Annotated in this window: 12 protein-coding genes and 1 pseudogene; 10 read left to right on the top strand and 3 right to left on the bottom strand. The window is 41.1% G+C overall.

What is annotated here, in order from left to right:
- The first annotated feature begins 5 nt into the window (after nucleotides 1-5).
- From MUN89_RS14815 to MUN89_RS14800, 5 genes are all read left to right on the top strand, one after another.
- Nucleotides 6-152, top strand: coding sequence for a hypothetical protein (locus MUN89_RS14815; protein WP_244708559.1), 147 nt, complete (start codon nucleotides 6-8; stop codon nucleotides 150-152).
- Nucleotides 152-262: a hypothetical protein gene (locus tag MUN89_RS22100; RefSeq protein WP_396266026.1), complete on the top strand. Its 111-nt coding sequence runs from the start codon at nucleotides 152-154 to the stop codon at nucleotides 260-262. Before MUN89_RS14815 ends, MUN89_RS22100 begins: the two co-directional genes overlap by 1 nt.
- Nucleotides 263-281: 19 nt before the next feature.
- On the top strand, nucleotides 282-1,334 hold the full coding sequence (locus MUN89_RS14810; protein ID WP_244708558.1) for an aldose epimerase family protein: 1,053 nt from the start codon (nucleotides 282-284) through the stop codon (nucleotides 1,332-1,334).
- Nucleotides 1,335-1,354: 20 nt separating this feature from the next.
- A complete protein-coding gene (locus tag MUN89_RS14805; protein ID WP_244708557.1) occupies nucleotides 1,355-2,182 on the top strand; it encodes an HAD-IIA family hydrolase in 828 nt (275 codons plus the stop codon).
- Nucleotides 2,183-2,353: 171 nt separating this feature from the next.
- Complete coding sequence (locus MUN89_RS14800; protein ID WP_244708556.1) at nucleotides 2,354-4,075, top strand: pyruvate oxidase; 1,722 nt, start codon at nucleotides 2,354-2,356, stop codon at nucleotides 4,073-4,075.
- Nucleotides 4,076-4,101: 26 nt separating this feature from the next.
- Here MUN89_RS14800 and rnjA read toward each other — a convergent pair whose 3' ends face one another.
- Together rnjA and MUN89_RS14790 are read right to left on the bottom strand one after the other, a co-directional pair.
- Nucleotides 4,102-5,769 (bottom strand): ribonuclease J1, encoded by a 1,668-nt coding sequence (gene rnjA / locus MUN89_RS14795; protein ID WP_244708555.1) that lies wholly within the window; start codon nucleotides 5,767-5,769, stop codon nucleotides 4,102-4,104.
- 3 nt (nucleotides 5,770-5,772) lie between these two features.
- Nucleotides 5,773-5,982, bottom strand: a complete 210-nt coding sequence (locus MUN89_RS14790; RefSeq protein ID WP_244708554.1) for a DNA-dependent RNA polymerase subunit epsilon — start codon at nucleotides 5,980-5,982, stop codon at nucleotides 5,773-5,775.
- A 433-nt stretch (nucleotides 5,983-6,415) separates the two neighbouring features.
- Between MUN89_RS14790 and MUN89_RS14785 the strand changes: the two genes are divergently transcribed.
- On the top strand, nucleotides 6,416-7,204 hold the full coding sequence (locus MUN89_RS14785; protein ID WP_244708553.1) for a Cof-type HAD-IIB family hydrolase: 789 nt from the start codon (nucleotides 6,416-6,418) through the stop codon (nucleotides 7,202-7,204).
- Between the two features lie 16 nt (nucleotides 7,205-7,220).
- Here the strand turns inward: MUN89_RS14785 and def are convergent, their stop codons facing one another.
- Nucleotides 7,221-7,775 (bottom strand): peptide deformylase, encoded by a 555-nt coding sequence (gene def, locus MUN89_RS14780; protein ID WP_244708552.1) that lies wholly within the window; start codon nucleotides 7,773-7,775, stop codon nucleotides 7,221-7,223.
- 204 nt (nucleotides 7,776-7,979) lie between these two features.
- On the opposite strand from def, the gene MUN89_RS14775 reads away from it, so the two are divergent.
- The 4 genes and pseudogenes from MUN89_RS14775 to MUN89_RS22095 all read left to right on the top strand — a co-directional run.
- On the top strand, nucleotides 7,980-8,705 hold the full coding sequence (locus tag MUN89_RS14775) for a YkyA family protein (RefSeq protein WP_244708551.1): 726 nt from the start codon (nucleotides 7,980-7,982) through the stop codon (nucleotides 8,703-8,705).
- Nucleotides 8,706-9,127: 422 nt separating this feature from the next.
- Nucleotides 9,128-10,210, top strand: a complete 1,083-nt coding sequence (gene pdhA, locus MUN89_RS14770; protein WP_244708550.1) for a pyruvate dehydrogenase (acetyl-transferring) E1 component subunit alpha — start codon at nucleotides 9,128-9,130, stop codon at nucleotides 10,208-10,210.
- Nucleotides 10,211-10,213: 3 nt separating this feature from the next.
- The gene (locus tag MUN89_RS14765) at nucleotides 10,214-11,191 is read left to right on the top strand and encodes an alpha-ketoacid dehydrogenase subunit beta (RefSeq protein WP_244708549.1); all 978 of its coding nucleotides are present in this window, start codon (nucleotides 10,214-10,216) and stop codon (nucleotides 11,189-11,191) included.
- A gap of 22 nt (nucleotides 11,192-11,213) precedes the next feature.
- Nucleotides 11,214-11,381 (top strand): annotated as a pseudogene (locus tag MUN89_RS22095) (biotin/lipoyl-containing protein); the annotation flags it as partial.
- Nucleotides 11,382-11,434 lie beyond the last annotated feature (53 nt).

The following is an 11,434-nucleotide window of genomic DNA, read 5'->3' as shown; positions in this document are numbered from 1 at the left end:
GAATAATGAGCTGCAAAGCCTGTCAAACATCTGTCTATGTAACGAAACAGAGGGTTGTCGAGTCCGTGCATCAACAGCTACAATTAGAAACAAACCTAGTTAGCGAGGCAATGAAAAAAGGCTGCAAGCTTGCAGCTCCTGTCCTGATTTAATGAATGAAACAACTTGTACTTTGTGTGGTTGTTATGTTCAGTTCAGGTCAAAGCTCGCTTACAAAAGTTGTCCCAGTCCGATACATAACAAATGGGAGGCTTTATCATAAGGCAGTATGGAGGGAAGCTATGAATCTTAAGTTGCAAGATGTCCAAGTAGAAAAAGAGCGCAAGTGGAAATTATTCACGGTAACAAACGAAAACGGCATGGAAGTAAAATTTCTTAATTTCGGAGGCATCATTACTGAAATCTGTGTTCCGGATCGAAAAGGAAAGCTTGAAAATGTTGTTCTTAGCTACAAAAATTATGAAGATTATTTAACAAATGAAGATTTTCTTGGTGCACTCATCGGCAGAGTAGCTGGAAGAATAAAAGGAGCGGCTTTTCAAATAGATGACGAAAGGTATGCGTTGGAAGCCAATGACGGAAACCACCATTTACATGGCGGTTCTAATGGTTTTCACCATGTGCTATGGAAGGCAGAACCGTTTAAAAATAAGGAAACGGCAGGAGTTGAGTTTACTTATCTAAGCGAAGATGGGGAAAGCGGTTATCCTGGACCAGTAGAACTAAAGGTGACGTATTCGTTAAATGAGGAGAACCAATTTATCATTGATTATGAAGCAAAGAGTGATCAATCTACTCCACTTACATTGACGAATCATGCCTACTTTAACCTGGCTGGTAATGCAAAGAATACTATTCACCATCATCAAGTGAACATAGACAGTTCATCCTTTGCAGAGCTTGATGAGGATTTGATTCCAACAGGAAAACTGCTTGAAGTGGACGATACTCCCTTTGATTTTAGAAAGGAAAGAGATTTAAGAGAGGGAATAGAAAGCAGCAGCCATCAGAATTTAGTGGCAGGTGGAGGTTATGATCATTATTTTATCTTTGCTCAGCAACAACAAGATGCCGTTGTTGTAAAAGACCGCCAGAGCGGAAGAGTGATGAAAGTAAGAACAAATCAGCCTGGAATGGTGATGTACACTTCTAATAATCTTAATGAAGCCCATCATTTAGCTGAAGGTAAATCCCAAAAGCATCTCGGCGTCTGCCTTGAAACTCAAGGCTCTCCTGCATCGCTTCATGAACAAGGTTTTCCTGAGATTATGCTTAACCCTGAGGAAGTGTATAAAAAGCAAACTGTATTTGCATTTGAAATTGAGAATTTATAGCCTGTAAAGAGGATGAGAGCATGAACAGATACGATGAGTTACACGGGTTTTTAATTGATTTAGATGGGACAGTTTGGAAAGGTGCTCACATCGTTGCAGGGGCAGCAGAGACCATCCGCACTCTGAAAGAAGACGGTAAAAGAGTGTTAGGCTTAAGTAACAGGGGCACACATTCAAGAAAAGGGATTTCTCATTTTCTAAAAGAACACGGCATTGACCTTCCACCTGAGGATCTCATCCTTTCTTCATATGTAGCTGCTGATTTCCTGGCAAGCCGGTACAAAAAACAGAAAGTGTGGGTGCTTGGGGAAGAGGGGCTGGTAGAAGAGTTAAAGGAGAATGGAGTGCCAATTGCGGACCACCCAAAAGAAGCTAAATGGCTGGTTGTTTCTTTACATACGAAGTTAGGATATGAAGATTTAAATCACGCTTTTCAAGCAGTCACCCATGGAGCCAGAATTATTGCTACCAATAAAGACAAAACGTACCCCGGCCCATCAGGGTTATCCATTGATGTTGCGGGAATGCTGGGCGCCATTGAAGCATCCACGGGTGCGAGGGCTGATATCATTGTCGGTAAACCTTCTCACTATATGTTTGATAAAGCGATGTTAAAAATAGGATGTGAGGCGAGAGAAACCATAATAATTGGTGACAGCTTGACTTCAGATATCGCAATGGGAGAGTTATTTAGCATTTCTACGGGACTTGTTCTTACTGGGAATACCACTTTAAAGATGACAGAAGACTCCATTTACAAACCTGATTTCGTGATGGACTCAATTCGAGATGTAAGACAGAAGCTTCAGCTGATGAAAGGACTAAACCCGCTCAAGCCGCGGAAATAAATAGTAAATAGCGTAAACTAGAGGATGTCGCTGGGCATCCTTTTTGTTTTCATAAGACTGAGTAACCGCTTGCTAGGAAATCGCTGTGCTAAGCGGTTTATTTTTTTATCCTAGAGGAAATAAAGTATTTTATAGAGTTTATTAACCGTTATCTTAGAGAGGATGATGAGAATGTTTGATCAAAGAACAGGCGAAGTCTTGATTCAGCACTTAATAGACTGGGAAGTTAATCATATTTATGGACTTCCCGGTGATTCGATCAATGAATTTATCGACGATTTAAGAAATAGAAGTGAGGACATTTCTTTTATTCAAGTAAGGCATGAGGAGACTGGGGCATTAGCGGCATCTGCTTACGCGAAGCTTACAGGTAAGATTGGTACTTGCTTATCCATTGCCGGACCGGGAGCAATCCATTTACTCAATGGCCTGTATGATGCTAAAGAAGACCATGCACCGGTTCTTGCGATAGTGGGACAGGTAAGCAGTGATAAAGTAGGGACGCATGCCTTTCAAGAAATTAATTTAGAGCGGATGTTCGACGGCGTTGCTGTCTTTAATCGCCGGGCAGAAAGAGAAGACCAGCTCCCTGATTTATTAAATCAAGCTGTTCGTGAAGCGTATGACAAAAAGGGGGTATCTGTTCTAATTGTGCCTGATGACTTGTTCGCAGCTAAAAACACATCATCAGAAAGGTTGACGAACAGCACGTACTACCAACCATTGCAAGTACCAAGGAATGAAGATATCAACCAGGCTAGGAAGCTGATTGAAGAAGCAGATAAACCAGTCATACTGGCTGGGAAAGGGACGATTGATGCACGGGAAGAACTGCTGGAATTTGCAGAGAAAATTAACGCTCCGATCATTCTCAGTCTACTGGCAAAAGGAATCATTCCTGATCAGCATCCCTATTGTCTTGGACACAATGGGCAAATAGGAACGAAGCCAGCTTACCACGCAATGAAAGAAGCGGACTTAGTGCTGCTTGTCGGAACCCAATTTCCGTATCGGGAATTTTTCCCTGAGAAAGCGAAAGCGATCCAAATTGATGTTAATTCTTCTAATCTTGGAAGATATTACCCGATTCAAGCCGGACTTGCTGGTGACGCTAAAGAAACGTTAAAAATGTTGACGGACCAACTTGAACAGCAGGAATCTACTGGTTTCCTTGAAAAATATCAGGAAAAAATGAATGAATGGCGCATTTCCTTGCAAAGGGAGAAACGTATTCACGAAGATCCTGTTAAAGCTCCCCAAGTGATGTATCAGCTGGAACAGCTGATGGAACCAGGCGCGGTCGTTTCTGTTGATGTAGGAAATGTAACTGTGTGGGTTTCGCGTTTTCTACCTTTTGTTGACCAACGATTAGTAGTGTCAGGGAGACTTGCAACAATGGGGAGCGGACTTCCGGGAGCACTGGCTGCGAAGATTGCTCAACCTGATAAACAAGTCATCGGCATTTGCGGTGATGGAGGCTTTTCCATGGTTATGCAGGACTTTGTGACGGCCGTCAAGTATCAGCTGCCTATTAAGATTATTGTGCTTAATAATAGTAAGTTAGGACTCATTAAATATGAGCAGGCACAAATGGGACATCTTCCATATAAAACGGAGTTAGGAGAAATTGATTATGCTAAGATCGCTGAAGCATCTGGAGGAGTGGGGTATCGTATTGAAAGTCATGGTGAATTAGAAACGAAAATGAAGCAGGCGTTTGTATCCGATCAACCCGTCATCGTTGATGTAGTGGTTGAGGAGCAAGCCCCTCTTCCTGGTCACATTGATTATCACTCAGCAGTCCATTATTCAGAATATCTCATCAAAAATTTCTTTGAAACCGGAGGTATGGACCTGCCTGATATGAAAAAGGCAGTAAAAAGGCTGAAATAAAAAAACCCCGCATGGCGGGGTCTTTTTTATACTTCCATTATGATCGGCAGGATCATAGGACGTCGTTTTGTTTTTTCAAACAAGAATGGTGCTATCGTATCGGTAATTTCATTTTTAATTTCCGACCACTGTGTTGTTCGTCTATCCATTACTTTTTCGACGTGATTATTAACAAGTTTTTGAGCTTCCTTGATAAGATCCTCGGACTCTCTCATATAAACAAAGCCTCTCGAAATGATATCAGGACCGGAAGCGATCTTAAATTCCTTCATATTAATACTTACAACAACAATAACCAGTCCTTCTTCAGACAGGATCCGTCGGTCTCGAAGGACGATATTGCCGATATCTCCGATTCCACTTCCATCTACGTAAACAGACCCGGATGGAATCTTTCCGGCAATCATTGCTTCGTCTTTACCTAAAGCAAGTACGTCTCCATTATCCATAACGAAACAATCACCAGGATCTACGTCGCAGTCATGGCTTAATTTCGCATGTTCTTTCAACATTCGGTATTCACCATGAATCGGCATAAAGAACCTTGGGCGAATTAAGCGAAGCATCAGCTTCATTTCTTCCTGGCTTCCATGACCGGAAGTATGAATATCATTTAAAGGTCCATGAATAACATCTGCTCCTGCACGGTAAAGCTTATTAATTGTTCGGCTTACACTAATTGTGTTACCAGGGATTGGGGAAGAAGAGAACACAACTGTGTCGCCAGGCATAATTTGGATTTGGCGGTGGGTACCATTCGCTATGCGCGAAAGAGCCGCCATTGGTTCACCTTGAGAGCCCGTACACAGGATAACCACTTCATGGGCAGGAAGCCGGTTAATCTGCTGGGCATCGATAAAGGTTTCTTTAGGAGCGCGGATATATCCTAGTTCTTGACCAATAGCTATTGATGCCTCCATGCTCCGGCCAAACACCGCAACCTTACGATTATTTCTTACAGCTGCTTCAACGACTTGCTGTAAACGGTGAATATTAGAAGCGAAAGTGGCAAAAATCAATCGGCCGTTTACCCTTGTAAAGATATCCTGGATGCTTTGGCCGACGACTCGTTCAGACTTTGTAAAACCGGGTACTTCGCTGTTCGTGCTATCTGACAACAGGGCAAGAACACCTTCTTTGCCAATCTCAGCCATTTTGGCGAGGTTAGCGGGTTCTCCTACAGGGGTGAAGTCAAATTTAAAGTCACCAGTGTGAACGATATTGCCGGGTGGTGTTTTTACTACAATTCCGTAAGAATCAGGGATGCTGTGTGTCGTACGGAAGAAGGACACAGACGTTTTACGGAATTTAATAATGTCATCTTCTTGAATCGTATACATTTTTGTGTTTCGTAATAATCCGTGCTCTTCGAGTTTATTACGAATTAAACCAGCAGCTAATTTACCGGCATAAATAGGAATATTCACTTCTCTTAACAGATAAGGAATACCGCCAATATGATCTTCGTGGCCGTGGGTGATAAACAAGCCCTTGATTTTATCTTGATTTTGAACTATATAGGTATAGTCTGGAATGACATAGTCTATTCCTAAAAGTTCATCTTCTGGAAACTTAATTCCGGCATCGATGAGGATGATTTCGTCCTGAAATTGAATTCCGTAAGTGTTTTTACCAATCTCACCGAGTCCACCCAAGGCGAACACAGCGGTTTGGTCATTTTTAACAAATTTCATGAATTAAACATTCTCCAGAGAAAAATCTTCTGACTGCTTCTCGTAAGCCAAGTGATCCTCATCTAACACCTGGATATACTCAATATTTATATTTTTACTGGCCAGTTTTTTACGTACCTGTCTCTCTGTATCCGCTTCTACGTACAAGGCCTGTGTACGTTCGCGAACAGGAACTTCTTTCGCGAGTTCCTGATATAGTACTTTAAAAATCATTACTTTATCTCTCCTAACTAGATATAATTTCCACATTCTTGTTCTGCCACTAATAATAGCATGATTATTTACCCGCTGGTAATGATTAAAGATGCTAAAAGCAGATTGTTGTTTTTTATGCATACGTCTTCCGTTTTAATAAATCTTTCATACGTTTTCTAAGCTTTCTTCTAAGTCGTTTCATCATGGAGCACCCATCTCCTTTCGATGATAAAGAAAACCATTAAAAACGTTATACCGCCCAATCCCTGTTATCTCTAGTATAATACGGTTTGTATAAGAATGAAACAATTACATTGTATGAATTTCTTTTTTTATCCTGTGTTTAACTTCTCAAACCTATCCACTCGTGCTAAAGTATAGCCAATTGAATCATTATTTTATTCGTGTTTTTCCACTTTGTTAAACCTTTTTATATTTGGGAGGGGACTTAATGAGTAAGAAAATTGCTTTTTTTGATATAGATGGGACACTGCTGAATCACCAGAAGAAGCTCCAGGATGAAACAATTCAGGCTGTGAAGGAGCTGCAGAGGAGTGGTGTGTATTGTGCTATAGCTACTGGCAGAGCCCCGTTTATGTATGAAGATATTAGAAAAGTGTTGGGAATCGATTCTTATGTAAGCTTCAATGGTCAGTTTGTTGTGTTTGAAGGAACGCCTGTATTCAAAAATCCTTTAAATAGTGAACAACTTGAGCAGTTATCTGTGAAGGCAAGAGAAAGTGAACATCCGTTGGTTTACATGAATCACCAGGAGATGAAAGCCACCGATGCCGGCCAAGATTTTATTCAGGAAAGCCTGAGTTCTCTTCACTTTGATTATCCTGAAATTGATCCCACATTTTATAAAGATAGGGAGATTTACCAGTCCTTGTTGTTTTGTGAAGGGGATGAGATCAACAGATACCGTCAAGCGTATCCAGCATTTGATTATATCCGCTGGCATCAGTTTTCGTGCGACGTGCTTCCCAGTGGTGGTTCAAAAGCAAACGGGATTAGAAAATTAGTAGAAGCGGCTGGATTAAGCATGGACGACACGTATGCGTTTGGCGATGGATTAAATGACATCGAAATGATCCGGGATGCAGGAATCGGGGTTGCGATGGGAAATGCAGTAAAGGAAACAAAAGAGGTTAGTGATATGGTTACGGCAGATGTAAATGAAGGTGGGCTGGTAAAAGCGATTTATGATTTAAAATTATTGGAAAGAAGTAAAGTCTAGGGAGACCCCCTAGACTTTATCTATCTACCGGCAAAGCCCCTTCCGGTTCTTTAAAAGGCTGTTCCGCATCGATATGATCATAGAACATGATTCCGTGTAAATGGTCAATTTCATGTTGAAAAACAATGGCTGCATAATCCTTCAACCGCAGCTTCACTTCGTTTCCTTCCAAATCTGTTGCTTTAACGGTAATTCTTCGATATCTGGGAACATAACCAGGAACGTCCCTGTCCACTGATAAGCAGCCCTCTCCACTTGAAAGGTAAGTTTTCTCAACGGAGTGGCTGACGATTTTCGGATTGAACAAACCGTAGCTGTACGAACGGTCTTTTAAATCTGTAAAATGCACAGCGATCATGCGCTTGTTTACATTAATTTGCGGTGCAGCTAAACCAACCCCGGGTCTGAGGCTGTATCGTTCACACACAGCTTCGTCCTGGCTGTTTTTTAGATATTCGAGCATTTCGCTTAACGTATGGGTATCCTCTTCGGTTGGTGGTAGAGGTACTTCATCGGTCACTTTTCTTAAAGCAGGATGCCCTTCCCGTACAATATCATCCATGGTGATCATCTTGTTCATCCTTTCTCTACAACTTCTGCATTCAAAGTTTAACATACGATAGAGCCTGCAGCAGAAGCAATTGACGGAAATTATCCACAAATTGGAAAGTTTGTGGAAATGGCTCTTTCAATTTATTTTCATATATTATACTATGATAGAGATGGTGAGAATACAATTAGGATTCGTATGATTTTTTATTAAGGGGGAAGTTTTGTGCAGTCACGTTTTGTTTTGGGGATTATGGCTTTTGCGGTTTTGCTTCTAACTGCCTGCAATGGCAAGTCCGCGCAGGAAGAGATTTATGACCACTTGGAAAAAGCGGTTTCCTTAGAGGATACGTTTCGTGAGCAGCAGCAGCCATTAGTGGATTTAGAAAACAAAGAAAACGATCTCTATAACCAAATCATTGATTTGAGTATGGACGAATTCGATAAAATTAAAAAATTGTCTTCTAAAGCGGCTGATATTGTTGAGCAGAGAAAAGAGAAGCTCGAAATGGAAAAAGAGAGTATAGATTCCGCGAAGGAAGAATTCGATAAGATTAAACCTCTGATCAGTGAGATGGATGAAGATAAAAAAGAAGCAAAAGATAAAGCCGATGAACTCTATGATACCATGCAAAAACGGTATGATGCTTATCAAGACTTGTACAAGTCTTACAAAACGGCGTTAAAGCATGATTCAGAACTATATAAAATGCTTCAAAACAAAGACTTGAAAGAAGAAGACCTGCAGGCACAAATCAAGCAAATCAATAGTACGTATGATGAAGTGATTGAAGCTAATAAACAATTTAACAGCTATACAGAAAAATACAATCAATTAAAAAAAGAATTTTATGAAGCAGCAGGTTTAAAAGTTGAATATGAAGAATCTGGGAATAATAACTCCGGATCATCAAACGATAAGAGTGAAAGCGGCTCAGGATCGGGAGAGTAAGCAAAAACTTGAATAAAAATAACCGTCTGGATAAGACGGTTATTTTTATTTGCATCGAAAAATAAAACAAAGTAAAATTAATACAGGCTTAAAAATGAGGTGGTACAGTATAAGGGTACCACTGCTTATACAGCGCTCGATTTGTCGAAAATTGACATTTGTGCATCTCCATATATGATTATCCATTTCGAAGTAATTGACGAATCTTGTCATTTTGAGCTAAACTACTAAGAGGATTAACATTGTACCATTTTTTTTTGCTGAATGAATGTAACAGTTTGCAGTTGCTGCCGCACTGATGATTAGTGAAGAAGTGTACAGGGTAAAACGTAAAGAGCAAATCGGTACAGTTTTTTTTCATAATTGGGAAAGCTACTCACAGCATCCATTTTTTTAAAGTAGAAAGGAAGAGGTGAATTATTTTGAAACGCACTCTTGAAAACATTGAGAATCAATTTGAAACGTTTCAAATCCTGAATGAAGAAGGCGAAATTGTTAACGAAGACGCTATGCCTGAACTTTCAGATGATGATTTAAAAGAAATTATGCGCCGCATGGTTTACACACGTATCTTGGACCAGCGTTCGATTGCATTGAACCGTCAAGGACGCCTTGGGTTTTATGCTCCTACAGCCGGCCAGGAAGCATCACAATTAGGAAGCCAGTTTGCTCTTGAGAAAGAGGATTTCATTTTACCAGGTTACCGTGATGTTCCTCAACTGATTTGGCATGGACTTCCTTTATACCAGGCCTTTTTATTTTCCAAAGGACACTTTAAAGGAAACCAGATGCCTGAAGGAGTAAATGCCGTAAGTCCTCAAATTATTATCGGTGCCCAAATCACTCAGGCAGCTGGAGTTGGCCTTGGACTTAAAAAACGAGGAAAAGATGCTGTCGCAATTACTTATACTGGTGACGGTGGAGCGTCACAAGGTGATTTCTATGAAGGAATCAACTTTGCTGGTGCCTTTGCTGCTCAAACCATTTTTGTTGTTCAAAACAACCGTTTCGCTATTTCAGTTCCAGTAGAGAAGCAGTCAGCTGCTCAAACCATTGCACAAAAAGCTGTAGCTGCGGGAATTGAAGGTATACAAGTTGATGGTATGGATGTTCTTGCTGTTTACGCAGCAACTAAGGAAGCTCGTGAACGTGCCATTAATGGAGAAGGACCTACTTTGATTGAAACAATGACTTATCGTTATGGTCCGCATACTCTAGCAGGTGACGATCCGACTCGTTATCGTACAGAAGATATGGATAATGAATGGGAGCAAAAAGATCCAATTGTACGTTTCCGTAAGTATCTGGAAAACAAAGACCTATGGTCTGAAGATGAAGAAAATGAAGTGGTTGAACAAGCGAAAAAAGATGTAAAAGCAGCGATTAAAGAAGCTGACAATACACCAAAACAAAAGGTAACAGACCTTATTTCTCTAATGTATGAGGAACTTCCATCTAATCTGCAGGATCAAATGGAAGAATATAAGGAAAAGGAGTCGAAGTAGATCATGGCACAAATGACAATGATTCAAGCCATCACAGACGCATTACGCACAGAGTTAAAAAATGATGAAAACGTGCTGGTATTCGGTGAAGACGTTGGTCAAAACGGCGGCGTGTTCCGTGCAACAGAAGGTCTTCAGGATGAATTCGGTGAAGACCGCGTTTTCGATACACCTCTTGCTGAGTCAGGTATCGGCGGTATGTCTATTGGACTTGCCCTGCAGGATTTCCGTCCAGTACCGGAAATTCAATTCTTCGGCTTCGTTTATGAAACGATGGATGCAATCAATGGCCAAATGGCCCGCTACCGCTATCGTTCTGGTAACACTCGCCAGATGCCGATTACTATCCGTTCTCCATTCGGTGGAGGAGTGCATACACCAGAACTTCACGCGGACAGCCTGGAAGGATTGATGGCTCAACAGCCTGGGTTAAAAGTAGTCATTCCTTCATCTCCATATGACGCAAAAGGACTGCTAATTCAATCGATTCGTGATAATGACCCGGTCATTTTCCTTGAGCATATGAAGCTGTATCGTTCCTTCCGCGATGAAGTTCCTGAGGAAGAGTACACCCTTGAACTTGGAAAAGCAGAAGTGAAGCGAGAAGGAAAGGATGTCACTCTTGTAGCTTACGGTGCCATGGTACACTCTTGCCTGAAAGCAGCAGACGAATTGGAAAAAGACGGGGTAAGCGCAGAAGTAATTGATCTTCGCACAGTGAGTCCTGTCGATTATGAAACCATTCTTAAATCTGTAGAAAAAACCAACCGCGCTGTCGTAGTGCAAGAAGCGCAAAAACAGGCAGGTATCGCTGCTCACGTAGTTTCAGAAATTCAAGAAAAAGCGATTTTGCATCTTGAAGCTCCAGTCCTTCGTGTTACTGCACCGGATACCGTCTATCCATTCTCAAGTGCAGAAGAAGTATGGCTGCCAAATCACAATACGATAGTGGAGAAAGTAAACAACGTCCTGAACTTTTAATTAAACCTAATTTTAGGAGGTAATGACCTTGGCATTTGAATTTAAACTGCCGGATATCGGTGAGGGTATCCACGAAGGTGAAATCGCAAAGTGGTTCGTAAAAAAAGGCGATGAAGTTAAAGAAGATGACGTGCTTTGTGAAGTACAGAATGACAAAGCCGTTGTTGAAATTCCATCTCCTGTAGACGGTACTGTGAAAGATGTACATGTTGATGAAGGCGAAACGACTACTGTTGGAGAAGT

The sequence above is a fragment of the Halobacillus salinarum genome (assembly GCF_022919095.1).
Classification (GTDB): domain Bacteria; phylum Bacillota; class Bacilli; order Bacillales; family Halobacillaceae; genus Halobacillus_B; species Halobacillus_B salinarum.
Note: the sequence above shows the minus strand (reverse complement) of the source record. Positions and strands in the feature narration are given on the sequence as shown.

Bases quoted from the DNA above. Each gene is read 5' to 3' on its own strand.
- MUN89_RS14785 (WP_244708553.1), top strand. From the start codon at position 6,416: ATGAGTAAGAAAATTGCTTTTTTTGATATAGATGGGACACTGCTGAAT.
- MUN89_RS14810 (WP_244708558.1), top strand. From the start codon at position 282: ATGAATCTTAAGTTGCAAGATGTCCAAGTAGAAAAAGAGCGCAAGTGG.
- rnjA (WP_244708555.1), bottom strand. From the start codon at position 5,769: ATGAAATTTGTTAAAAATGACCAAACCGCTGTGTTCGCCTTGGGTGGA.
- MUN89_RS14790 (WP_244708554.1), bottom strand. From the start codon at position 5,982: ATGATTTTTAAAGTACTATATCAGGAACTCGCGAAAGAAGTTCCTGTT.
- MUN89_RS22100 (WP_396266026.1), top strand. From the start codon at position 152: ATGAATGAAACAACTTGTACTTTGTGTGGTTGTTATGTTCAGTTCAGG.
- MUN89_RS14800 (WP_244708556.1), top strand. From the start codon at position 2,354: ATGTTTGATCAAAGAACAGGCGAAGTCTTGATTCAGCACTTAATAGAC.
- def (WP_244708552.1), bottom strand. From the start codon at position 7,775: ATGATCACCATGGATGATATTGTACGGGAAGGGCATCCTGCTTTAAGA.
- MUN89_RS14765 (WP_244708549.1), top strand. From the start codon at position 10,214: ATGGCACAAATGACAATGATTCAAGCCATCACAGACGCATTACGCACA.
- MUN89_RS14815 (WP_244708559.1), top strand. From the start codon at position 6: ATGAGCTGCAAAGCCTGTCAAACATCTGTCTATGTAACGAAACAGAGG.
- MUN89_RS14805 (WP_244708557.1), top strand. From the start codon at position 1,355: ATGAACAGATACGATGAGTTACACGGGTTTTTAATTGATTTAGATGGG.